The organism is Anabaena sp. UHCC 0204, from assembly GCF_009711975.1.
Lineage (GTDB): Bacteria > Cyanobacteriota > Cyanobacteriia > Cyanobacteriales > Nostocaceae > Dolichospermum.
Window position 1 is genome coordinate 24,772 of the sequence record NZ_VIKW01000002.1, and the last position, 24,807, is coordinate 49,578.

General features: G+C 39.9%; 23 protein-coding genes. 8 read left to right on the top strand and 15 right to left on the bottom strand.

Annotated elements, in window-relative coordinates; translation table 11 throughout:
- Positions 1-207: 207 nt before the first annotated feature.
- Positions 208-873 carry a biotin/lipoate A/B protein ligase family protein gene (locus FJR04_RS01650; protein WP_168491648.1) on the bottom strand — a complete coding sequence of 222 codons (666 nt, stop codon included), beginning with the start codon at positions 871-873 and terminating at the stop codon, positions 208-210.
- Positions 874-945: 72 nt separating this feature from the next.
- A complete protein-coding gene (locus FJR04_RS01655) occupies positions 946-1,425 on the bottom strand; it encodes a YbjN domain-containing protein (RefSeq protein ID WP_168491215.1) in 480 nt (159 codons plus the stop codon).
- Between the two features lie 57 nt (positions 1,426-1,482).
- Between FJR04_RS01655 and FJR04_RS01660 the strand changes: the two genes are divergently transcribed.
- Positions 1,483-2,538: an aromatic ring-hydroxylating dioxygenase subunit alpha gene (locus FJR04_RS01660; protein WP_168491217.1), complete on the top strand. Its 1,056-nt coding sequence runs from the start codon at positions 1,483-1,485 to the stop codon at positions 2,536-2,538.
- Between the two features lie 114 nt (positions 2,539-2,652).
- Positions 2,653-3,033, top strand: a complete 381-nt coding sequence (locus FJR04_RS01665; RefSeq protein ID WP_168491218.1) for a hypothetical protein — start codon at positions 2,653-2,655, stop codon at positions 3,031-3,033.
- A gap of 943 nt (positions 3,034-3,976) precedes the next feature.
- On the opposite strand, the gene purH is transcribed toward FJR04_RS01665, so the two are convergent.
- Complete coding sequence (purH, locus tag FJR04_RS01670) at positions 3,977-5,500, bottom strand: bifunctional phosphoribosylaminoimidazolecarboxamide formyltransferase/IMP cyclohydrolase (RefSeq protein ID WP_168491220.1); 1,524 nt, start codon at positions 5,498-5,500, stop codon at positions 3,977-3,979.
- Positions 5,501-5,690: 190 nt separating this feature from the next.
- Between purH and FJR04_RS01675 the strand changes: the two genes are divergently transcribed.
- The 3 genes from FJR04_RS01675 (at position 5,691) to coaBC (ending at position 7,978) form a co-directional block, all read left to right on the top strand.
- Positions 5,691-6,317, top strand: coding sequence for an alpha/beta hydrolase (locus FJR04_RS01675; RefSeq protein ID WP_168491222.1), 627 nt, complete (start codon positions 5,691-5,693; stop codon positions 6,315-6,317).
- 155 nt (positions 6,318-6,472) lie between these two features.
- Complete coding sequence (locus FJR04_RS01680) at positions 6,473-6,685, top strand: DUF2555 domain-containing protein (RefSeq protein ID WP_168491224.1); 213 nt, start codon at positions 6,473-6,475, stop codon at positions 6,683-6,685.
- A 72-nt stretch (positions 6,686-6,757) separates the two neighbouring features.
- Positions 6,758-7,978 carry a bifunctional phosphopantothenoylcysteine decarboxylase/phosphopantothenate--cysteine ligase CoaBC gene (coaBC, locus tag FJR04_RS01685; RefSeq protein WP_168491226.1) on the top strand — a complete coding sequence of 407 codons (1,221 nt, stop codon included), beginning with the start codon at positions 6,758-6,760 and terminating at the stop codon, positions 7,976-7,978.
- Positions 7,979-8,010: 32 nt separating this feature from the next.
- Here the strand turns inward: coaBC and FJR04_RS01690 are convergent, their stop codons facing one another.
- From FJR04_RS01690 to nagA, 10 genes are all read right to left on the bottom strand, one after another.
- Positions 8,011-9,585 carry a Ppx/GppA phosphatase family protein gene (locus tag FJR04_RS01690; protein ID WP_168491228.1) on the bottom strand — a complete coding sequence of 525 codons (1,575 nt, stop codon included), beginning with the start codon at positions 9,583-9,585 and terminating at the stop codon, positions 8,011-8,013.
- Between the two features lie 56 nt (positions 9,586-9,641).
- Positions 9,642-12,323, bottom strand: coding sequence for an RNA helicase (locus FJR04_RS01695; RefSeq protein WP_168491230.1), 2,682 nt, complete (start codon positions 12,321-12,323; stop codon positions 9,642-9,644).
- Between the two features lie 288 nt (positions 12,324-12,611).
- Positions 12,612-13,151: a (2Fe-2S) ferredoxin domain-containing protein gene (locus FJR04_RS01700; RefSeq protein ID WP_168491232.1), complete on the bottom strand. Its 540-nt coding sequence runs from the start codon at positions 13,149-13,151 to the stop codon at positions 12,612-12,614.
- A gap of 127 nt (positions 13,152-13,278) precedes the next feature.
- Positions 13,279-13,482, bottom strand: a complete 204-nt coding sequence (gene nifT, locus FJR04_RS01705) for a putative nitrogen fixation protein NifT (RefSeq protein ID WP_168491234.1) — start codon at positions 13,480-13,482, stop codon at positions 13,279-13,281.
- The gene (locus FJR04_RS01710; RefSeq protein WP_015078853.1) at positions 13,457-13,744 is read right to left on the bottom strand and encodes a nitrogen fixation protein NifZ; all 288 of its coding nucleotides are present in this window, start codon (positions 13,742-13,744) and stop codon (positions 13,457-13,459) included. The genes nifT and FJR04_RS01710 overlap by 26 nt, the downstream gene beginning before the upstream one ends.
- On the bottom strand, positions 13,734-14,864 hold the full coding sequence (gene nifV / locus FJR04_RS01715; protein ID WP_168491236.1) for a homocitrate synthase: 1,131 nt from the start codon (positions 14,862-14,864) through the stop codon (positions 13,734-13,736). The genes FJR04_RS01710 and nifV overlap by 11 nt, the downstream gene beginning before the upstream one ends.
- Before the next feature lie 349 nt (positions 14,865-15,213).
- A complete protein-coding gene (locus FJR04_RS01720) occupies positions 15,214-15,411 on the bottom strand; it encodes a DUF2949 domain-containing protein (protein ID WP_168491238.1) in 198 nt (65 codons plus the stop codon).
- A gap of 264 nt (positions 15,412-15,675) precedes the next feature.
- A complete protein-coding gene (locus FJR04_RS01725) occupies positions 15,676-15,930 on the bottom strand; it encodes an Asr1405/Asl0597 family protein (RefSeq protein ID WP_168491240.1) in 255 nt (84 codons plus the stop codon).
- 23 nt (positions 15,931-15,953) lie between these two features.
- Complete coding sequence (cysE, locus tag FJR04_RS01730; protein WP_168491242.1) at positions 15,954-16,685, bottom strand: serine O-acetyltransferase; 732 nt, start codon at positions 16,683-16,685, stop codon at positions 15,954-15,956.
- A gap of 953 nt (positions 16,686-17,638) precedes the next feature.
- A complete protein-coding gene (nagA, locus tag FJR04_RS01735; protein WP_168491244.1) occupies positions 17,639-18,790 on the bottom strand; it encodes an N-acetylglucosamine-6-phosphate deacetylase in 1,152 nt (383 codons plus the stop codon).
- A gap of 83 nt (positions 18,791-18,873) precedes the next feature.
- On the opposite strand from nagA, the gene purE reads away from it, so the two are divergent.
- From purE to sppA, 3 genes are all read left to right on the top strand, one after another.
- Positions 18,874-19,386, top strand: a complete 513-nt coding sequence (purE, locus tag FJR04_RS01740) for a 5-(carboxyamino)imidazole ribonucleotide mutase (protein WP_168491246.1) — start codon at positions 18,874-18,876, stop codon at positions 19,384-19,386.
- A 27-nt stretch (positions 19,387-19,413) separates the two neighbouring features.
- The gene (gene fni, locus FJR04_RS01745) at positions 19,414-20,463 is read left to right on the top strand and encodes a type 2 isopentenyl-diphosphate Delta-isomerase (RefSeq protein WP_168491248.1); all 1,050 of its coding nucleotides are present in this window, start codon (positions 19,414-19,416) and stop codon (positions 20,461-20,463) included.
- A gap of 71 nt (positions 20,464-20,534) precedes the next feature.
- Positions 20,535-22,349 (top strand): signal peptide peptidase SppA, encoded by a 1,815-nt coding sequence (sppA, locus tag FJR04_RS01750; RefSeq protein ID WP_168491250.1) that lies wholly within the window; start codon positions 20,535-20,537, stop codon positions 22,347-22,349.
- A gap of 37 nt (positions 22,350-22,386) precedes the next feature.
- Here sppA and pheS read toward each other — a convergent pair whose 3' ends face one another.
- The gene (gene pheS, locus FJR04_RS01755; RefSeq protein ID WP_168491253.1) at positions 22,387-23,379 is read right to left on the bottom strand and encodes a phenylalanine--tRNA ligase subunit alpha; all 993 of its coding nucleotides are present in this window, start codon (positions 23,377-23,379) and stop codon (positions 22,387-22,389) included.
- Between the two features lie 188 nt (positions 23,380-23,567).
- Positions 23,568-24,779, bottom strand: a complete 1,212-nt coding sequence (locus FJR04_RS01760; RefSeq protein WP_168491255.1) for a glycosyltransferase — start codon at positions 24,777-24,779, stop codon at positions 23,568-23,570.
- Positions 24,780-24,807 lie beyond the last annotated feature (28 nt).

Genomic DNA, 24,807 nt, shown 5'->3' on the forward strand with positions numbered 1-24,807 from the left:
AACAAGGATTATGTGATTTCTGTTGGAATGAATACTGTTTTTGTTGGTCAGAATACTGTTTAAACGAATGGTATGAACTACAAGTAAAACATGACAATCTAAAAAGTAAACATCATACAAAAGATAAAAACTAAAATAGACTTTTTGCTTCCTCTGCGTTTCTGCGCGAAACAAAAAATTGTGGGTTAGGCTAATAACCTACCCTCATCAACAATAATCCAAAATCATATCCCACTCATCTTCAGATAAAGGTTTCACCTCTATTTCCATCGCAAAACAATCACAAGCAGCCGCAATTAAAGCATTAATTATTGTTTCTTGATTAATAGTTTGAGGAAACTTTGCAGAACTGAAATACTCTTGATCAAATACTTTTTTAAACAAATCCGGATCAGGATTTAACCGCATAGAACCATGTTGGAGAACCGCGTCACCTTTGCGTAATTGGGCGCTACCAATTAGTTTAGAACCATCAGCTAAAACTAAATCTGCACCTGTAGCCGTCCCAAAACAATTAGGATTGTGGATATAACCGCGTCCAGCTTGGCCATAGTACAACTCCACACCGAGCGATCGCCATCCTTGAATCAAAAACTCACAAATCTTTGCATACACATCTAGACGATTTCCCCCTAGTCCAGATGTCACTACACTGTAAGTTAAATCACCTTGATGTAAAACCGCCCTCCCACCCGTAGGACGACGCACTAAATCCAATTTTTCGCCGTTCCAAGTTAAATTTTCCCAAAATTCGGGATATTGACGTTGATGATAACCCAGAGAAATTGCAGGTGGCGACCAAGTATAAAAACGTAAAGTTGGCGGATGTTTTCCCGACTCATGCTGTGTTAATAACCAGCGGTCAACAGCCATTTGGATATTACCGGAAGCTGCTAAAGTAGGAATAAGTCGCCACACCTGCTGAATCCCCCAAACTAAAATTATTTAAACTGCACTAAATTCAGCTTGCAGATATTCATCATTATCATCAGCGATAGTTGCAACGATAGTAATGATCCGGGAAACTTCCCCTGGAGACAATTCTGCTAAGGTGCGTGTAGAAATCACAACTACTTGATTGTTAATAATCCCAAAACGGGCTTCAAAGGTACTTACGCAGTTCAACTCTAACAGGTATCGCGTTAATCTGGGTTCATCTTGAACAGGTAACTTGAGTACCGCAGACCAAACAGTGATAGTATCTTCGTCAGTAGTCCCCGTCAACTGTACGAATACTTCGACACTGCCATACTGGAATTTCCACAGATATTCACCTTCAGCAGAATGGCTAACCATTGCACTTTGATCTTGTGCTAGGGTGTCAATCACATTTTCAATGACTTCCACATGGTTTAGTCCTGTGGTTTCCTCAATAAGTTGATCCACCAACTGATCTGGGGATTGGGTTTCTAGGTAGCTTGCCATACAGATTTTTTTCTAATAATATAGTCACTGCTTTAATCTACTATCATGCTACCAAAAATGCCAGAATCTACCTTGCCTGTCGTCCAAAGTCGAGATGTGAGAACATTAGGTATTAACCCTGATCATTGGTATGTAGTTGCCCGTAGTAGTGAAGTTACAAATCAACCTTTGGGGGTAAAGATTTGGAAACAAGCGATCGCACTCTATCGAGATAGTACAGGAAAAGTTCACGCTTTAGAAGATCGTTGTCCTCACCGTCAAGTTAAACTCAGCCACGGGCAAGTAATTGGTAATGACCTAGAATGTGCATATCACGGTTGGCGCTTTGGTGAATCAGGTAAATGTACAGAAGTTCCTTATTTAGCAACAAATCAAAAATTACCAACTTGTCAACTTCGTACTTATCCAGTCCAAGAACAAGATGGCTTTATTTGGCTATTTCCTGGAGACAGTGAACCAAGCGTAGAACCATTGGGATTACCTGAATGGGAGCATTTAAACTATATTGCTACCGTTGCCATTATTCACTGTCAAGCCCATTATTCCTACTTGATAGAAAACCTCATGGATATGTATCATGGGCATTTACATCAAGATTTACAAGCATGGGCAGCAGCATCACTAGAAAGTATTGATGAAGATCACAGCCAAATTCATGCCCATTACACAGCCCAAAGTTATTACCAAATAGATAAAATTTGGTCTATTTCCCAACTATTTTTTCCCGGTTTGAGGCGTTTACATCCAGAACCATTAGATGTAAGTTATGTTTACCCTCATTGGGTATCAACATTAGGTAAAGATTTTAAAATTTACTGTTTACTGTGTCCTATCAACGAGACTGAAACCAAAGCCTACTTGATCCACTTTACATCTTTAAATGCCTTTTGGCGGTTACATAAGCTACCGATTTGGTTTAGAAGGTTTATTAAAGACAGTTTATTTGGTGTAGCCCAAAAATTACTCGATGGTTTAGTAATCCAAGATATAAAAATGATGGAAGAGGAACAATTAGCTTATTTACAGCATCAAGGGATACGGAACTATGAGTTAAATCCTGCATTGGCTAGTGTCCAACGATTGATTAAAACTCAAGTTGACAAATTGGGGTGACATCTGCTAGAAGGTTTGAGAATCTTACGGAGAAAAAAAACAAAAAATTTCTTCGATTTTTCCGGATTAGCCAAAAAATCTGCGATTATTGTTACACTGAATTTAATAAGCACTATGAATATCAAACTTGATCACAGCACCCCATGTCATTTAACTTCCTTCTTTGCCCTCTTAATTAAAGAAGGTCTTTCCCCTAATCAAATCGTCCTTGGCATTGTTCAATTAGCCACACAGACTCATGAGTTAGATGGGATGATGGCATCAGCAGATTGTCTGCGGTTGTTATTGGTACTCATGCCAGCAGAAACCTGTGCTAAAGGCGTTTCCGAATATATTTCATCTTTAGCAGCAGACGGAATTTCTACTTTAATGTTATTAGATGCTCTAAGTCTAGCTTGCTATGTTTGTGGACAATCAGATGAAGCTAACCTAGTTCACTTAACTTACAAGAGATTACAAGCTGATGCCATCATCTCCGAAATGCTGCGTGATTAAAAACTAAGTTATTAACTTTCCATACTTTTTTCACAACTCAACTATTTTCAAGTTAATTTGTACTCGTACAGTTCAATGCTGGACTGAATATATCCGTTTGTTCACTAGGCAATCGGTCAAATACTATCTATATATCTTTTTTGCGATTCTTAGCCACTTGCTGTTAAAATATTGGCAATGGCTGTTACTTGAATGTCGCAATATTCTCCTGTGTTTGACAGCACCGCATCTATCGTTTCTTGTCGGGTTCAGAAGTGTCTCATGCTGGAGTAAATCCACACATCAATAACTTCCTAACTTTCTCCTTCACCCTGTTGATATTCCATTAAAGCTGTAAATTAAAATAGTTGTCTGCCAAATTGCCAAAATATTAGATCATTCTGGGAACATTTCGGGAATTATATATTTTGCACATGAAGCGAGCATTTGGTTTTCAGAAGTCAGGAAGAAGGTGACAGGTTACAGGTGACAGGTGACAGACAGGGAGGAGACAATAACGTTTGTAGGGGCGAAGCATTCGGGTGATTAATTATCGGTTTTTTCCCAAGTTTATTTTCCGAATGCTGATGCTTCCAGCACGCTTCGCGAACGCCCTTAAACCGAATGCTGATACTTTCAGATTCCGTCAAGGATACGCGCCTACGAATCCTATTATTTATTTGCTGAAAATTTTTATTTCCATTAAAAAACGCCTGGGAGTGTTGCCGTGTTTCCACCCCAGACGTTTTTTAAACTTGCTCCTCACACACAAATATAACTTATCACTATTTTAGTTAATTGGCAAGTAGCTTATGCAACATTTTTTAAAATAGTTTCAAGAAGGGAACAGGGAGCAGAGGGGCAGGGGGCAGGGGCAGGGGAGCAGGGGGCAGGGGAGAGAAATAAAAAGAAATATTCTTTTCCCAATTACCAATCACCAATCACCAATCACCCATTACCAAACCTAATGTAAAAAGTGCCGTACACCAGTTACAACCATGAGTAAACCGAGTTCATTAGCGGCTTTGATAGAATCTTTATCGCGGACACTTCCCCCTGGTTGGACAATGGCGGTAATTCCGGCGGCTGCGGCGGCTTTGACGGTATCATCGAAGGGGAAGAAGCCGTCACTAGCTAGGAATGCTCCTTGGGCTTTTGCTCCGGCTTGTTCGATAGCGATTTTTGTCGAACCCACACGGTTCATTTGTCCAGCACCTACGCCCAAAGTCGTGCGATCGCTCGCAATTACGATAGCATTGGATTTAACGTGTTTGCAAACTTTCCAAGCAAACAGTAATTCAGCTAACTCACTGGGAGTAGGTTGACGTTCCGTGACAACTTGCCATTGAGTAGGATCGGCAATGATATCATCAGCAGATTGGACTAAAAACCCACCTGCGATCGCTTTCACAGTTTCTTTGGGTCCAGTCAGCAAATCTGGTAAAATCAAAACTCTGACATTACCTTTTTTAGTTAAAATTTCCTGAGCTTCTTCATCACAACCAGGAGCAACCACGCACTCCAAAAATGTCTTAGTTAATTCCGTCGCTGTCGCCGCATCAAGAGGACGGTTTAAAGCTACAATTCCCCCAAAAGCCGAGATAGAATCAGCATTGAAGGCTTTTTGATAAGCGTCAAAAATAGTTTCCGCTTCCGCAGTTCCACAGGGATTAGTATGTTTGATAATTGTCGCTGCGGGACTTTCCGTAAATTCAGCAATTATCCGCCGTGCAGCTTCCAAATCTACCAAATTATTGTAACTGAGTTCCTTACCTTGCAGTTTAGTCGCTGCTGTCCAACCAATGGGGGTACTTCCCGTTTGATACCATGCTGCGGGTTGGTGAGGATTTTCTCCATAACGCAAAGATTGGAGTTGTGTACCAGAAACAGTAAATTCTTCAGATTGTGTTCCAGCTAAATAAGCTGCGATCGCATTATCATAACTAGCAGTATGCAAAAATCCCTTTAACGCGCATTTTTGGCGAAACTCTAAAGAAGCTTCCCCATTTTGGCGTAATTCTTGTAAATACTCACCATATTGGGCAGGATCACATAATACCGTCAAATGGGCGTAATTTTTCGACGAAGCCCTTAACATTGCCGGACCACCAATATCAATTTGTTCCACCGCGTCAGCTAAAGTAACACCAGGTTTAGCAATGGTTTCTTCAAAAGGATAAAGATTAACTACCACCAAATCAATCGGCCGAATTTGGTTATTTTCTAAATCCGTGACATCTTGTGCCACATCCCGCCGTGCTAAAATACCGCCATGAATGCGAGGATGAAGAGTTTTTACCCGACCACCTAAAATTTCCGGTGAACCTGTATAATCAGAAACCTTAGTAACTGGTATTCCTGCATCTTTTAGGGTTTTGGCTGTTCCCCCACTGCTGATGATATCAAAGCCAAATTCTTCAACCAAACTCCGGGCTAAATCAATTACACCAGTTTTATTAGATACACTCAGCAGGGCTAAACGTGCCATAATTCCCCAGATTCCTTTGGACTAAATTGCTTTCTGTGAAGAACATTCTACCGAAAGGTTGCTCAGATTCATAATTAGCTTGGGGAGTAGTAGCAAAATATGAAAATGTCCAGAACAGAGAAAAAAGTTTGGAAATGTGTACTGGATTGACACGCGGTATACTGTATCTGCATTAATTCCTCAATTACTCATGACTCCAACATTAGATTTTATTAGGGTTTCTCCACCAACAAACAAAACACCAGACGCTTTAATCGTCACTTTGCATGGTTGGGGTGCAAATGCTCAAGACGTTGCATCTTTGATACCTTATGTCAACTTACCAGAGTACGAGTTTCTTCTCCCAAATGCTCCTTATCCTCATCCCTATACTGATACAGGTAAAGCATGGTATGACCTGCGGACAGAAACTATGTATGATGGATTGGTAGAAAGTAAACAACTGCTCATAGATTGGTTGCAATCTTTAGAAAGTCATACAGGTGTGCCATTATCGCGCACAATTTTGAGCGGATTTTCTCAAGGTGGAGCGATGACTTTAGATGTAGGATTAAGCTTACCTTTGGCTGGTTTAGTCGTGATGAGTGGCTATTTGCATCCTAGCGTAGCCATGTTGAATAAAGGCATTTTTCCGCCGACATTAATCATGCACGGGACACAGGATGAAGTTGTACCGCTAAAAGCTGCAATTAAGTCCAGAGAAGTTACAGAATCTCTAGGAGTAAATGTGGAGTATCATGAATTTGCAATGGGACATGAAATTAATTTACAAATGCTAGAAGTGTTACGAACTTTTGTTATCAACACAATTAGTTAACTAAAGTTACAAAAATTTTACAGATTCGGGTAAAAATCACAAGAATTTTTACAAATTTAATGCTCATTAGTGAGTAAGATAGATCAGGTGGAAGCTTTTAGAGCAACTCCACCCTAAGCTGAATACAAGTGCTGCAAAAGGGAGGGGCAAAAATTATGAAAACTCTAAGCATTTCCAAAACAGAAATTTCTGCTATGACTGCAACCGAGGTGCAAGAATTAGCTACACGGCTAGAATTAGATAACTATAGTAATGCTTTTGAGGGTTTGAATGATTGGCATTTACTCCGAGCAATTGCTTTTCAGCGTCCAGAATTAGTTGAACCCTATATCCACCTCTTAGATTTAGAACCCTACGACGAAGGCTAAGAATTTTAGATTTTGGATTTTAGATTGGGTTTGAGGGACTATTATCAAAGATAATTGGAATTTTGCCCCAAAATGCCATCATCTATAAATTCTCAATCTAAACGGGTTCTTATTTGTGTAGGCGGTGGTATCGCCGCCTATAAAGTCTGTGAATTGGTTTCTACTCTATTTAAATCTGGGCTAGAAGTGCGAGTTATTCTCACTAAATCTGCTCAAGAATTTATCACTCCTTTAAGTTTAGCAACTTTATCTCGTCATCAAGCTTATACTGATGAGAATTTTTGGCAACCAATCTATTCTCGTCCGTTGCATATTGAGTTAGGTGAATGGGCTGATTTAATGGTGATTGCGCCTTTAACTGCTAATACTTTGGCTAAATTAACCTATGGTATGGCGGATAACTTACTAACAAATACCGTTCTCGCTTCTACTTGTCCCGTGTTGTTAGCACCAGCCATGAATACAGATATGTGGGAACAGGTGGCGGTACAAAGAAATTGGCGGCAGCTATTGACAGATGGTAGATTTTATGGTATTGGTACAGCATCGGGTTTATTAGCGTGCGATCGCATTGGTGCTGGTAGAATGGCAGAACCCGCCGAAATATTTGTTTATATTCAATCTTTATTACACACCCAAGGAATCAGAGATTTAGCTGGGAAACAGGTTTTAATCAGTGCTGGGGGAACGAGAGAATATTTAGACCCCGTGCGATTTATTGGCAATCCCTCAACTGGTAAAATGGGTTTAGCATTGGCACAGGCTGCGCTGCACAGAGGGGCAAAAGTAATATTAGTCCATTGTCCTGCCAGTTGGGAAGCACCTTTGGGAGTAGAAGCAATTCCCGTAATTAGTGCAGACCAAATGCAGCAGGTCATGTTAAAGCATTTAGCCAATGCAGATATAATTATCATGTCAGCCGCAGTTGCAGATGTCAAACCTAGAGATTATAGTAGCGAAAAATTGCCCAAGCGATCGCTCCCCGAAAACCTAGCACTCGCACCAGTAACAGATATTGTGGCTGAAATCGGAAAACTCAAACAATCTCATCAATATTTAATTGGTTTTGCAGCACAAACGGGTGATATTGTCAAGCCAGCGCGGGAAAAATTGCAAAGGAAGAAATTAGATGCAATTGTCGCCAACCCGATTGATAAAGTTGATAGTGGTTTTGGGAGTGATAATAATCAAGCTGTGTTTTTAGACAAAGAAGGGAAAGAGGTAGAAATTCCAGCTTGTTCTAAACTAGAAATGGCTCATTATTTGTTTGATTTTGTTGTTGGTAATTTGTGAAGAATTCTGGAGGTGTTATTAGTAAAAAACTTTTAACCAGCCCTCATTAATACTGGCACTAATTTCAACCCAAACTCTTCATCAAAAATTCCTTTTTTATAATCTAAACTCCACATTTCCAAAGCACATTCATCATTACTTAAAGATGGGAAAATGAACATCTTCATTTCCTTAAAATTCGGAAAATATTCACATTGAATATGAGAAATAGCACCTATTTGTCTTCTATCCAAAGCCACAGCTAATCTTAAAATGGCGCTGAGTTGATTAACCATTTGGCGATGTTCTTTATGTAAGAGACTACGATAGTTGTCGTGTTTTTTCTTGGGTGGAGATTTGCGGTGATAACGGGCTATATTGGCGATAATTTCGATTTCGGTTTCATTATAACCGAGTAATTCGCCATTTCTAATTAAGTAGTATGAATGTTTGTGGTGGGAAGAATGGCTGATATAGTGACCACAATTATGTAAAATCGCCGCAGCCCAAAGTAATTGGCGTTCATCTACACTCCAATTATGTAGTTGTCCTTGGGTTTGATCAAATATACTAAAGGCAAAAGCGGCTACACGCTCGCTATGTTCTAAATTAGTCTGATATTTTTTGGCAACTTTTAATACACTGCGGTGGCGGATAGAACTTTGAAACCGTAATCTATTATCAATGAAACCATGGGTTAGCATCCAATCTACAATTACACCTTCTCGGAGCGATCGCTCACAAACTGTGACGGATTCTACGCCTAACAAAGTCATAGCTTCCTGGAGAATTACTGCTCCCGAAAGTATAACTTCTGACCTCTTTTCTGGCATCCCCGGAATAGTTGCCCGTTCGACATTAGTCATCTTTCGCAAGCGATTTACCCAGGTTCGCAAGTCTTGAAGACTGAATTGATAGCCGTTGAGAGTAGAAGGAACAAGACCTAATTTTTCTCTAGCGTGAATAGTAGCTATAGTTTCAATTGTGCCAGATGTGCCGATTAACTGGGGAGAATCGCCAATTTTGAAGTTTGCTAAAATCTCTTCCACAGAACGTTCTAGCATTCCTCTAGCGTAGGCTTGGAGATATTTAAATTCAGTTTCTGTGATGGGATCAGAGTTAACTAATTCCCCAGTTAATCGCACCGCACCAACTTTCGTACTAGTCAGACAACGAGGTTCTTCGCTATCTCCTAAAATCAATTCTGTTGAACCACCACCAATATCAATAATGATGTGAGGTAGGTTATTAAATTCCATCCCCGACAAGACACCTAAATAGATGCGTCGGGCTTCTTCAGGACCAGAAATTAAGTCAACAGTTAAACCAACTTCGGTTTCAACTTTGTGGATAAAATCTTTGCCATTAGGAGATTCGCGGACGGCGCTCGTAGCAACAGCGACAATACTATCTACACCCAAGCTATCAGCCAGGGTTTTGAATCTTCCCAAACAAGCGATCGCCTTATCTATGACTTCTGGTTTTAGTTCTCCAGTCACCAGATTGCGATCGCCTAATCTTACCGTTTCCTTTTCTCTCGTCACAATGCTAAAAGATGGTAATGTGGGTTCAATTTTCACCACCACCATGTGTAAAGAATTTGTCCCAATATCAATGGCTGCAATCATCTTTTTTGTTATTTTGTAGTTGGGCTGAAGTCCTAAATTTTGGAACTGTATCTACCCTATTCCGTCACCTCATTGACAGGAAACCTATCAATTAACTGCATTGCCCGTTGAGCATTACGCCGCAACACATCTGGTAAATTAGGAACATGAGGAATCTGGGATAATAAATCTAGAGTCCGGCGTAAAATTCGCACCACATCCCCTTCATCTAAAGTAGTTTTGCTACATAACACTTTCCACTCTACCCCCAGCGCCCACTGTTCTACCAAGGAAATCAAGTTAATAAAGCGAGTTTCCAAACCTACCGGTAAAGCCACACCATGACGATACTGCACCTTTAACACAGAACGGCGAATAGGTTGCAATGTTAACCAAGCTGCATCTGCTTCTTTCGAGAGATTAAAATCAATCTTTGTATCTGGACGGGGGGTTTCAGTCACCAAAGCAGCTACCACTGCCGCTAAGTGATGAGGACCAATATTGTCTAACTCGCCACTGGAAAGAACTAAACCTAACCACAACTCATTTTCCCCGCGAATAGCTGCCGCAACTTGTCCTAATTTCGTGGGAACTAAATTATCCAGACATTCAAAGGACTGTAAAATCTCAATTAAACAGAGAAACTCCTCCCAATATCTTTGAGACTGGAGTGCTACTTGCTCTTGCAAATGTTCCAGTTCTGCTTCTAATTCGACACAACGCGCCCTACCTTTAAAGATATTGGCAATATTCCCCGATTTATAGATGGGATGGTTTTCTAATTGCTCTTGAACAGCAGTTACCCGACTGAGTTGTTCTCGTACTTCTGTGGGCAGATGGTTAAATTCTTCAGGGTTGGGTATGCTTTGAGCAACAGCAAGAGTATTTTCATCACCACGGATAGATTGTCCACGTTTCAAGCTCAGTTCTGAAGGTGGGATCAGATCAGTTGGTACTTCCACTCGTGGCAGTTCCGCATATAAATCTAATATATCTGCTGAAGTTGCCACATACCAACGGTTATTTTGCCCTAAGCAGATAAAGTACGAAGTTTGACCGGCACTCACAGCTTTATCAATTAATACTGCTGTAATTGGCAGGGGTGAAATTGCATTTTTATCATGGATACTTAACATAGTTCCAGATATAGCAAAATCGAGCATCATGGCCAATTGGGCTTGTCGGTCTTCATGTGCTTGCTCTTGCAGGGTTTTGAAAATCTGCCGTTCTACCTTGAGACGTTGGCGCAATTTTTCATATACCATCAATTCATTTTCATCAATGGTGGATAATTGTGCCTGAATTTGTGATAGTTCGCCTTGTACTTGGGCTATTTCTTCAAAATCTGGTTGCAGATGCAAATTGGACATATATTGTCCAAAACTGCGTTCTATCAGTTCTCTAGCTTTTTCTATGGTGTGGGTTTGCAGCAGGTTCAAGACCATGCCGTAACTGGGTGTAAACTGACTAACTAGGGGATCTGGCTGGGATGTAGCTAAATATGACGCTTCTTTTGCTCCTTCAAAGGGAGTTTGCAATGTCACCACATAACCTTGTAGATCCATGCCCCGACGACCGGCTCGGCCTGCCATTTGCAGGAATTCCGAAGCATTTAGTAAGCGGTGTCCGTTGTCAGTGCGTTTGGAAAGAGTAGAAATGACTGTTGTCCGCGCAGGCATATTAATTCCCGCTGCCAAGGTTTCGGTAGCGAATACTACTTTAATTAATCCTTGTTGAAAAAGTTCTTCTACTAGTCCTTTCCAGGCGGGTAAGATGCCAGCATGGTGAGCAGCCACACCTCGATACAGTGGGGCTATTTGTCCAGACCGACCAGCATCGGGATTTCGGCTTAAAAAGTCATCAATCTGTCGGCGGAGGATTTGGGACTCTTCATTATTAACTAACCATAAATCACCAACTTCTTCTACTGCTTTATCACAGCCCCGACGACTGAAGATAAAGTAAATTGCTGGTAGCATATCCCGCTGTTGAAGTTGGCTCAGGGTATAAATAAGACCAGGCGGTTCTGGTCTACCAGCTTTGCCTTTTTCCCAAAATCCTTTTTTACCCCGTTTGACTAAGCGGGGGTTAATTTTGGTATTAGTTTCATTTAATAACGGAAATAAACCTTTGGGATTACAAAAGTTAAATTCTAAGGGGACGGGACGAAAATCCGAGTAAATTAGGTCTGTTGGTCCATGAACTTGATTTAGCCAACTGGTGAGTTGGTCACTGTTGGCAACAGTAGCAGAAAGGGCTACAAGTTGGACGGAACGGGGACAATAAATAATTGATTCTTCCCAAACTGTACCGCGTTGGCGATCGTTCATGTAGTGGCACTCATCTAGCACCACAGCCTCAACGTCTGTCAAAGAGATGCCAATTTGACCTATGGGCGTGCCATAGAGCATATTGCGGAAAATTTCTGTGGTCATGACCAAAATTGGTGCATCCCTGTGAATGGAGGCATCTCCGGTCAGGAGTCCAACTTGATCATAGCCAAATTTTTCGCGGAAGTCGCGGAGTTTTTGATTAGATAACGCCTTTAAGGGAGTGGTATAAAATACCCGTTTCCCGCGAGATAAGGCGCGATAGATAGCATATTCCCCGATGAGAGTCTTTCCTGAACCTGTAGGCGCACAGACAACAACTGAGCGGTCAGCATTGAGGGAGGCGATCGCTTCTTTCTGGAATTGATCTAATTCAAAGGGAAATATTGACCCAAGGTCAATTTCATTAGAGGAGATAGAATAGTTCACTCAATCATAATTTACAACCAGACTATCCACTATCATAACGTGATTAGTGGTTTGCTACGTTGAGAACAAAAGCACAAGTTGTGGCGATATTTCGATCTCATGTTTAAAAACATGAGTTTTTTCCGTTCCCTGTTAGTTCCCTCTGAACCAAAAGACTGACCGGCTCTACCTTCTGCCACTGTCTAGCTCTGTTGAACGCACGTTATATTAACTCTTGACAGTAAAAATAGGCGAATGAGAGTTTACCTCTTTCACCTTGGTAACTATTTTGTAAAATATCTTGACAACTTAACTCAAATGATTCTCTAACAAGGAAGCGATCGCTTCTGGATGAACTTTCTTGTATTGCTTTTTACCTAACATCAAAACACAATTGGGGGCGCTACTACAGCGTTTTTGACAATCGGTGTGTTCAATGGTCACTTTATCCGATAAACCGCGATCGCACAAGGTTTTTTCTAAGTCTGATAATAACCCCTTTCCACCCCGTTTCATACAACCAGATTTTTGACAAACCATAATCTTGGCTTTCGGTTGAGGAAGGGGATTTTTGAGTAAACAAAAACCAACTGCTTGAATTTGATAAGGTTGGAGTTTTAGTTTATGGCTGCGGGGGTTTAATTTACTAATAGCATCTATGCGAATTTGTTCACCGGGAACTAAAGATGAAACTAGGGAAAAACGTAAATCTTTGGGAATTTTAACTTTGATATTTCCCCCAGAAATTGCTAACTGGAGATGTTTACATTTCCCAGCTTGTTTACCCACAAACCCTAAAAACTGTCCCTCAATATTCAATTCCGATAATGTCAGATATTTTTCACCCATTTGCGATAACTCAATTTTTTCAAATAGAAAATAATCGGCTCTTCATTAGCAATTGACAATTCCCTCCAAAAAAGGAAGAGGTAAAAATATATTTTTACCTTTTACCTTCTTTGTATTTATGAGAACTTTAAGAAAGTCGTTTAGCTTCAACAGTTAGAGGTAAACGGCTTTTATCTGGTAATTCACTAAATTCTAATTCCCAACCATTAGCTAAAGTGAGGATTTTACCTGCTTCACCATCTGTTTGTTTAACTACTTCTTCTTCTAAGTCTTTTTTAGCGACATAGACAACCAAAGTACCAGCATCATTCATTCGGAGCATTACTTTCATGTGTTTCCTCAGCAGATTCTAGTTCTCTTTTTCGACAACCGATGATGTACCCTGTTTCCAAAAAATGTACAGCATAGATATAATAAGCTTGCAAAAATGTGCCAATGCTAGATACATAACCAACATCGCCAATTTTTGCTAACACTTCCCCAATTTCTCTGCCTGGAAAAGTTCCATCGTTTTTGATTAGTTTCTTAACTCGAACTTTTTGACCAATTTCAAAAATGGGTTGCGAGTCTAGTTCTATTTCATCACGTTGCATGGGAATACCTTTTTTCGCTGACTAAATTTAATAATTCTTCTGTAGTGAGACTGCGTTTTTTGAGGATTGATTGCTGACGGACTACATCTAAAACAGCTTGGGTTTCTTCAGAATCAAGAAAGATTCCGTGCTGTTCTAATACATTAGATAATGAATGCCGACCAGAATGTTTACCTATTACTAAACGCCGTTCCCAACCCACATCTTCAGGAGAGAATGGTTCATAAGTAACGGGGTTTTGCAATACACCGTGAGCATGAATACCTGACTCATGAGCAAAGGTATTTTCACCCACAATTGCTTTCCAAGGTTGAACATTAGCACCTGACGCTCTAGCAACCAATTGAGATAATGCTAATAAGTGTCGAGTTTGAATCCCCAAATCAACACCATATATACATTTTAGAGCCATAATTACTTCTTCTAATGCAGCATTTCCGGCTCTTTCTCCTAAGCCATTAACGGTAGTATTTACAGATACAGCACCAGCTTTTATTCCCGCTAAGGCATTAGCAGTTGCTAGTCCAAAATCATTATGGGTGTGAATCTCAATAGGAATTGATAGAGTTGATACTAAACGCTTAACTTTTAGGTGAGTGCTGAAGGGATCAAGTACCCCGACTGTATCACAAAAACGAAAACGTGATGCACCCCATTCTTGTGATAAAAGGGCAACATCTTGGAGGAAATTTTCATCGGCTCTAGAAGAATCTTCTCCACCAACGGATACCCAAAGACCTTGATCTAATGCGAAGCTAATACAGTCTTTTAGTCTTTGTAAACTTACTCGCCATTGACCATGAAATTTGGCCGCAATTTGCACTCCAGAAACAGGAATTGCGATATGTACTCGCTGTAATCCACAGGCTATAGAAGCTTTTATATCTGATAGGACAGCCCGATTCCAACCTAATAATTTAGCTTGTAAATCTAAGTTACTAATAGCGACAATAGAACGAATTTCTTCTTCTCCCATTGCCGGAATACCAACTTCTAATTCATGAACACCAATGGCATCTAAGAATTGAGCGATCGCTACTTTTTCTTCTAAGTTAAAAGCAACACCTGCCGCCTGTTCTCCATCACGTAATGTCGTGTCATTAATGATGATCTGATACATTTTCAAAATCCCTCTAGCGGAGTTTTCTTGTCATATCCTTGGTCGCTACAATTCTTCTTAGGGGTAGATGTGCAGTAAATACTTGATTGTGCGAATAAATCATTAATCATGATTTACGATCCTTAATTATTACTCAAATATTTATATTGCATCTGTATGGCAGAAAACAAAAAAAGGGTATAACTTATAAAGAATTTTTGGTATGATAATTTGTGGTTTTTGTAAGTAGCCAATAACCCATCCAAACATTCGCAAATACTGTAAAAAATAATATACTCATGCCAGCCACGAAGCTAGTAATCATAATTTTGACCTCATATTCTTACTAGTAATTTTTCATTTACATTAACTAAGTGTGTTCTGCAAGCCAATCAAAAATTCTGTCTAGTTGTTGTAAATCCACTAAACCATATTGCCAAAGCAGCATCGGTAAAGGTCCATGATTGAACTCAGGATGTCGCGTTGCTACAGCAATATCCGCTTGGGAAAGTGCTAGTTCTTTTTGTAAAAATTGCAGTAACTTCCTATCACTACTATTAATCACCATATTTGGACTAATCTCAAACTAAATCAACATCAAGTACCAGTTATTCCCATAGGCAATTACTAATTACCCTCTCTAAATTAAAGGAGTTTTAGTTTTAGCAAGCTGGGTGAACCTAAGCTTAGGTGAAATATCTTCAATGTGCAAGATAATTTGTGAGTAAACAATGACTTGAAATCAATAAGACTTCTTTGATATTCTGGTGATTAGACATTCTCAAAATCATTAATGGTAGTCAGTAATACTAATCAAGAAATATCTTTATTTTTACTCAATACCATTACACAAGCAATTCTCTAACCATGTCACTAATTGACGACGAGAAGCAAAAAATTGCATTAATGTACTACGGACAAGAATTGCCTCTTGAAGGTCATTAACTTGTACGCGTAAAGACCCATCCGGGGGACAGGAACAAGAAATCATCAACTCTTGCAATCGGTGATAAATACACCATCTATCACCTAAAGGAATTTGCAAAACTTGTTCACCGACAGTTAAAAAGTTACAATTTAGTGACATCAGCAAAATTTACAGAATTGACATTATTTATCATCTTGATGATGACTTTTGAGAGTTTGTACTTGTTGTTCTAGTTGTTCAATTCGGGAAAGCAAAGAACGCAGGATACCTGCTTCTATATCCGGTAATTTGCCATGTTCTAAGGGAGAAATGCGGTTACTAGACTTCCTCGAAATAATCCGTCCAGGAATGCCCACAACAGTGGCATCTGGAGGCACATCACGCAAGACAATAGAACCTGCACCAATACGGACGCGATCGCTAATTTGAATATTTCCTAATACTTTCGCACCCGCACCAACGACAACATTATTACCCAAGGTGGGATGACGTTTGCCGCTTTCTTTACCAGTTCCTCCCAATGTTACACCTTGATAAATTAGTGTATAATCTCCCACAATGGCAGTTTCACCAATTACAACACCCATGCCATGATCAATAAATACACCTTTGCCAATTTTTGCTCCTGGGTGAATTTCAATTCCTGTGAAAAACCGTCCCAAATGGGAAATTAATCGGGGAATAAAACTCACTTTATGGATATGTAACCAGTGTGCAAGCCGATGTAAACAAAGAGCATGAAATCCAGGGTAACAAAAGATTACTTCTAACCAATTACGTGCGGCTGGATCACGCTCAAAAATAATCCGAAAATCACTAATTAATGACTCTAAAAAAAGTCTAGAATCTTCGGGTTTTTGTGGCTTTGTATCTACAGTCTCGGTTTTACTGATACTGTTTAAAGACTGGGGCATCTGTATTGTCAGGTGAAAAAATCCTGTACTGTTTTTATGCTTATATCAGGTAACTCCTAAACAGACAAAATCAGCGACACAGATTAGAAATATTAAAATTATTACGTTTGTACTCAATAGGTTTAAACCCCTATTGAACTGAACTTTACATTTTCTGTTGGGGTAGGGGTACTAGCTTTTTCTCATAGGGGTACTTGTATTTTTAGGTTAGGGTTTGATCATTTATGCACTCATAACTAATCCCTTAACCTGTAAGAAGTTGCGGCTATTTAGGCAAGATATTTTCAGTTATATTTAGTTGTACTCAGGTTCTGATAAACGTCATCTTGATGACAGTGAGTATAGATTTTATGTATTACATAATACTATTATTATTTTATAGTTCTGGTATTTAAAAGAGGGATTTTTTTATTTTATTTATAGGATTTGTTGAAAAAGTTATCAGTCGTAGGGGCGAAGCATTCGGACGATAAATTATCGGTTTTTCCCATGTAGGGGCGAAGCATTCGGGCGATTAATTCTCAGTTTTTTCCATGTAGGGGCGAAGCATTCGGGCGATTAATTCTCAGTTTTTTCCCAAGTTTATTTTCCGAATGCTTCGCCCTTACACCGAATGCTGATGCTTCCAGCACGCTCCGCGAACGCCCTTACACCGAATGCTTCGCTAATATAGACAAAAAAAAGACCCCCGGTTATTGTAGACCGAGGGATTCTGCAAGTCGGAATTATCGCACAAAGACATTCGCGTACCCAGAATAACAATGCAATAACTTAAAAAAATGCCAAAATGCCAAAATCTGAATTCAGGACTAAAGTCCTGACTACAAACCTTTAATTAATTTCACCCTGCCCTGCGGTACTATCGGTTGTCGTAAACTGCGTGGCGTAGCCATAGTCGAAGTACAGGATTTAAGGATTCAATGATTGATCCTATAAATCCTAAAAATCATAGTTTAGACAATTAACCGTTTCCAAGTGAGTTCTTGACTAATTTCATCCCATTTCCAGCGTAATAAATTGGCGGGTTGATTGGCGGCATAAGTTGGTAAATTGATAGCTTGTCTAGGTGCATCTGTAGCGAGGTTAATGGCTGTTTCTGCATCACAGATTCCCCATTTTACTAGATTTTGAACTCCAACTAATAACGGTAGGGTTGTTCCGGCTAAAGTCCCATCTTGTAATCTGGCTGTACCGTTGATAATTTCAATGTGTCGGTTATCCCAAGGATAGATACCATCTGGTAATCCTAGCGGTGCAAGGGCATCACTGACAATAAATAAGTTTTCACTGGCGCGAACAAGAATTTTTAATATCATCGGGGCAACGTGCTGACCATCAGCAATAAAGCCACAGAAGACACGAGGATCGTTCATTGCTGCACCTAGTAACCCTGGTTCGCGGTGGTGTAGGGGTGGCATAGCGTTGAAGGCATGGGTGATCATTGTCGCCCCTTGGTTAAAGACCTGTTGGGCTTCGACGGCGGTGGCTTGAGAATGTCCTAAACTGACAGTGATGCCCAAAGAACGCAAATAGGGGATAACTTCACCTGTGCTATCTAATTCTGGTGCTAGGGTGATGACTTTGACAAAATGGGCATAGTCACCTAATACCCGTTTAACTTGATCAATAGTGAGAGGTAAAAGATATTCGGCTGGATGTGCGCCGCGTTTGTAGTAGTTTAAAAATGGACCTTCTAAATGGACTCCCAGGATTTGTGCAGATTTGCCGGGGCTGGGGGTATAATCGGCGAGAATGGCAAGCGATCGCTGAATATTTTCGATAGAGGTGGTGACTATGGTTGGTAAATAACCATCAACTCCGGCTTCCCATAGAAATGAGGAGATGGTTTTCAGCATATAGGCATTTTCTGATGTTAATTCCGGAAATGCTAACCCCAGTCCACCATTGATTTGTAAATCTACACCACCTAAAGAAATCCAGTCTCCCGCTACATCTAAAACCTTTAAATCTTGTGGCGTAACTTCTTCCCATGCTGTCTTCATGGACATAATTTGTTTAATTATGCCTTTTTGGTTAACTAAGATTCTTTGTAAATCTTGATAACCGGGTACTTTTGCATTGATAATATCTACATTTGCCAGCATGGGTGTTATTTTGGTGATTGGTGATTGGTAATTACTCCGTTGTCAATTGTCAATTATCAATTGTCAATTATTTCCCTAATTCTATGAGTCTCGAAATTGGTATTATTATGGGTAGCGATTCGGATTTGCCTACCATGAAGGATGCGATCGCTATTTGTGAAGAATTTGGTATTGTATTTGAAGTTGCCATTGTCTCTGCTCATCGTACCCCAGAACGGATGGTGAAATATGCTCAAACTGCACATCAACGCGGTATCAAGGTAATTATCGCCGGTGCTGGTGGTGCGGCTCATCTTCCTGGTATGGTAGCATCTTTAACTCCTTTACCTGTAATTGGTGTCCCAGTCGCTACTCGTAACTTACAAGGTGTAGATTCTTTATATTCTATCGTGCAAATGCCAGCAGGAATACCCGTAGCTACTGTAGCCATTGGTAATGCGAAAAATGCTGGACTTTTGGCTGTGCAAATTCTCGCTACTCACCAACCAGAATTACTGCAAAAAGTGCAAGCTTATCGGCAAAGTCTATGTGATTCAGTCATGGAAAAGCAAGTCAAATTAGATCAGCTTGGATATGAACAATATTTGCAACAATAGATATTAACGTAATTTAATATATACGCCGTGAACCCTATTACTAGCAACCCAGCCCAAACTCAAAATCGCAAAGCAGATCATATCCGTATCTGTTTAGAAGATCATGTCCAATCTCCAGAAATCACTAATGGGTTAGAAAAATATCGCTTTAGCCATACTTGTTTACCTGAACTTGATGGTAAAGATATTGATGTGAGTACGACTTTTTTGGGAAAACATCTCCATGCACCTTTATTAATTTCCTCTATGACTGGAGGCACAGAACAAGCGGGGATCATTAACCGTCGTCTTGCAGAAGTCGCCCAAAAATACCAATTAGCTATGGGTGTGGGATCTGTGCGCGTGGCGGTGGAAAAACCTCAAGTTGCTGATACTTTCGCCGTTCGCAAATATGCGCCTGATATTCTCCTATTTGCTAACTTAGGTGCAGTACAGCTTAATTATGAATATGGGGTTGATGAATGTTTGCGAATTATTGATCTGATTGAGGCTGATGCCCTAATCTTACATATTAACCCTTTACAAGAATTTATTCAACCCAGAGGGGATCGGAATTTTCTCGGATTGCTTGACAAAATATCAGATTTGTGTAATCAATTGCCAGTCCCTGTGATTGCCAAAGAAGTAGGGAATGGTATTTCAGTGACAATGGCCGAAAAATTAATAGCCGCTGGAGTTCAAGTTATTGATGTAGCAGGTGCTGGGGGTACGTCTTGGGCAATGGTAGAAAGTGAACGGGCTGAAACATCCTTACAGCGGCGGTTAGGGCAAACATTTGGGAATTGGGGTATACCTACAGCCGATTGTATTACCAGTATTCGGGCAAATTGTCCCCATATTCCCTTAATTGCTTCTGGGGGTTTACGTCATGGTTTAGATGTTGCTAAAGCGATCGCTCTGGGGGCGGATATTGCTGGTTTAGCAATGCCTTTTTTGAAAGCAGCAGCATTGTCAGAAGCCGCTGTAGTAGAATTAGTAGAGGTATTAATTGCTGAAATCACCACCGTATTATTTTGCACTGGCAATAAAAGCTTGTATAAATTGAAGCAATCTCAGAGTTTACAGCGGATACAATAGAACTAAGCTGATTTTTAGTCATTGGTTTTGGGCTAATGACTAATGACTAATAACTAATGACTAAATAACTAATGACTAATTTTTTTAAACAAACCTTAGCAAGTTTAATTGGCAGTTTACTGGGACTGATGATTTTTTCTGGAGTTAGTACAGTGGGATTTTTGGTACTGTTAATTGCAATTACAAGTTCTCAAAGTACAGCCCCAGTAGTCAAAAACAAGTCAATGTTGGTTTTTGACTTATCAATGAAAATCACCGATAGTGAACCTAGTTCTGGTCAATTATTGCAAAAAACTTTGAGCGGTGTTGATGAAAATAACATCACACTTCGTCAAGTTGTAGAAACTATAGACAAAGCAGGGCGTGATCAACGTATTGTCGGTATTTATATAAATGGGACAGATGCGAGTCCAGTAGGTTATGCTTCCTCCAAAGAAATCCGTCAAGCACTAGAAAAATTCCGCAAAACCGGGAAAAAGATCATTGCCTATAGTACAAACTGGAGTGAAAAGGAATATTATCTAAGTTCCGTAGCGAATCAAATCGTTGTTAATCCTATGGGAGTAATGGAAATGAACGGTTTGAGTTCACAACCCATGTTTTTAACAGGAGCATTTCAAAAATACGGTATTGGTGTGCAGATTGTCCGGGTGGGTAAATTTAAAGGTGCAGTAGAACCCTTGATTCTCAATCAACTCAGCCCAGAGAACCGACAACAAACTCAGAAATTGTTAGATGATATTTGGGGAGAATGGCGGACATCCGTAGGAACAAGCCGAAATATACAGCCGCAGAAATTACAAGCGATCGCTAATAATCAAGCAATTTTAGAAGCCACACAAGCTAAATCTAACGGTTTAGTAGACAAGATTGCTTACCAAGATGAAGTATTAGCAGACTTGAAAAAATTAACTGGTAAGAAGGAAACAGACTCCACATTTACCAAAATTAGTCTTAGTGATTATGCAGAAGTTCCTGGTAAAAATTCCGAATCAGACAATAAAATTGCCATTGTTTATGCAGAAGGGGAAATAGTCAATGGTAGCGGTGATAGTGGAGAAGTGGGAGGCGATCGCTTTGCGACAATCTTCACCAAAATTAGGCAAAATGATCAAATCAAATCTGTAGTTTTGCGAATTAATAGCCCTGGTGGTAGTGCTACCGCAGCCGAAATTATGCAGCGAGAAATTAAATTAACTCGTCAAGTTAAACCCGTGATTGTCTCAATGGGAGACATGGCTGCTTCCGGTGGTTATTGGATTGCTAGTGACTCCAATCGTATTTTCGCCCAAGCTAATACCATTACAGGTTCTATTGGTGTCTTTGGCGTATTATTTAATGGTCAAAAATTAGCAAATAATAATGGTATCACCTGGGATTCTGTGAAAACATCCCAATTTGCAGATCAACAAACCATTTCCCGTCCCAAATCTCCCCAAGAATTAGCAGTCTACCAACGCAGTGTTGACCGCATTTATAATCTATTTTTGCAAAAAGTTTCCCAAGGACGAAAACTACCAACTGCAAAAGTAGCAGAAATTGCCCAAGGACGAGTTTGGTCAGGTACAGCAGCTAAACAAATCGGGTTAGTTGATGAAATTGGTGGTTTAAATGTAGCCATTGAATATGCTGCTAAACAAGCAAAATTAGGTAATGATTGGGAACTAGAAGAATATCCCCAAGTTAGGACATTTGGAGAACGGTTTTTTGGGAAACAATTAGAAGAAGCAAAAGCCAAATTAGGAATAGAAACAACTCCCACTAAACCTAATAATCTCCTCATAAATGAGTTAGGAAAGTTTCAACAGGAAATTAGTATTTTACAAACAATGAATGATCCAAACGGAGTTTATACCCGTTTACCCTTTAACTTCAAAATTGAATAGGGATGATTATTGAGGACGGGGAAACCCCGCCCCTACTTTAAAACTGCTGTAAGAAACGCAAATCGCTATTATATAAACGGCGAATATCATCAATTTGATGTAATACCATTGCAAACCGTTCTACACCAAAACCGGCAGCAAACCCACTATAAACTTCGGGGTCATAACCAACAGATTTCAAAACATTGGGGTCAACCATACCGCACCCCATGACTTCTAACCAACGTCCTTTCCACTGTAAATCTACTTCGGCGGAAGGTTCAGTAAAGGGGAAATAACTGGCACGAAAGCGAATTGGTAAATCACCAAATATTGCTTGTAAAAATATTTTTACAGTTCCTTTCAGGTCTGTAAAAGTCAGTCCTTCATCTATTGCTAAAAGTTCAATTTGATGGAAAACGGCTGAGTGTGTCGCATCTACATCATCTCTGCGATATACTCGACCAGGGGCGACAACTCGAATGGGTGGTTCTTCCTTTTCCATGTAGCGAATTTGCACCGAGGAGGTATGAGTCCGCAGTAAGTTACCATCTGGTAAATAGAAGGTATCCTGCATATCACGGGCTGGATGATCTGGGGGGGTATTCAGGGCTTCAAAATTGTAGTAATCTGTTTCCATCTCTGTGCCTTGGGCAACGGTGTAACCCATGCCGACAAAGACATCTAGTGTTCTGTCAATAATGCCATTAAGAGGATGAATTCGACCTTGGGGACGGTACATACCAGGCATGGTGACATCTATTGTTTCAGCTTCTAGCTGTGCCTGAATTTGAGCAGATTCTAAGGTGGTGCGTTGTTGATCAAGACTGTGTTGGATGGCTTCTTTGACGGTGTTAGCGATCGCCCCAATTTTTGGACGTTCCTCCGCACTCATTTGCCCCATACTTCGCAATAGCGCCCCCAATTGACCTTTTTTGCCCAAATAGTTAACTCGCAGTTCTTCTAGGCGTTCGAGGGTATCGGCGGCAGCGATCGCTATTTCTCCTTCTTGGCGTAATGCTAAAAGTTGATCCTCTAAATTATTAGTCATTAGTCATTGGTGATTAGTCATTAGTCATTAGTCTATAGCAGGGAAGAAGGAATGGGGAATGATTTTATAACTAGTACAGTACGGCGTAAGTCAACCAACCATTAAGAATTCTCAAGAAGCTTGTGTAATATGCTTTTGTAATTTTTAATTTTTAATTCCGCCCTGCGGTACTAGCTCTTTCAAGGTGACTAATCAATAGACATTTTTTCACTGTTAGAAAAACTTCCCAAGATGCTGTTGTATGTTTCTTCTAACTGTGCAGTATTTGACTTCAAGTTAAATTTTTGTTCTACACAAGAACGCCCAGCTATTGCCAAACTATCTCGTAATTGTTGATCCTCAAGCAAGGTTAGAATAGATTTTGCGATCGCTTCCCAGTCTCTTTCTTGGGTTAATAAACCTGTTTGTTCATGAATTATCGCTTCAGGAATACCTGCATGAACAGAACTAATCACAGGTAATCCCATTGCCATAGCTTCTAGGATGACTATGGGCAGTCCTTCTGATTCTCCTTGAGAGGTTGTAATACTAGGCGCACAGAGTAAGAAAGATCGCGTCATCCATTCTTTCACAATTTCAGGAGGTTGTACTCCTAGAAAACGGTAGCGATTGAGCGAATTTGCAGCTATATTTTCTAAGGTAGAACGCAAGGGTCCATCTCCAATCATAACTAATTCCACATTAGGCATTATTTTCTGGACTTGAGCCATTGCGCGAATTAAGTATTCACATCCTTTTTTTTCAACGAAGCGTCCGACAAATAATACTACAGGTTCGCGTTGAATATTAGGAACAGAAGTAAATTTATCTATATCTATCCCGATGTAATGAACTTTAATTTTTTCTGGGGGACATCCTTTTTCAATTAGTTTCGAGCGAATAAATTCAGAAACAGCAATAAAACAATCAGCTTCTTGAAAGAGGCGATCGCGTTTTTTAATATACAGTTCTCGATAAAATTGACCGCGTCTTTTTAAATAATCTAAACTATAATCATACCAGGTTTTTCTTTGATTTAAATCAATATCTGCTGTTGCATAATAACCATGAAAGGTAACAATTAAAGGGATGTTTAATTTTTTGGCTAAGGGTAGGGCTAAAACACCATCTAAACCAAAGTGAGCATGAATTAAGATGGGGGATAAGGCTTGCAGGTGTTTTATCCAATTAGGATGACAGAATTCAGCTAATTTATAGGCGGTTTTCCAAAGTTCAGGAGGGGAAACTAGTTCTCCCAAAATAATAGTTTTGTTTGGTGAAATCATGGATTTAGCACTAGGCAAGCGAGTATTGCCAACATAGAATCCAGTATGAGATGAGAAGTTCTCAACTTGAGCCGGGATAAAAGTTTCTGAGTAAGGGATTAATTGATCACGGTAGATGATTACATTTTTTTTCATGAGTTATTTTATTAAAAAAGAACGATAG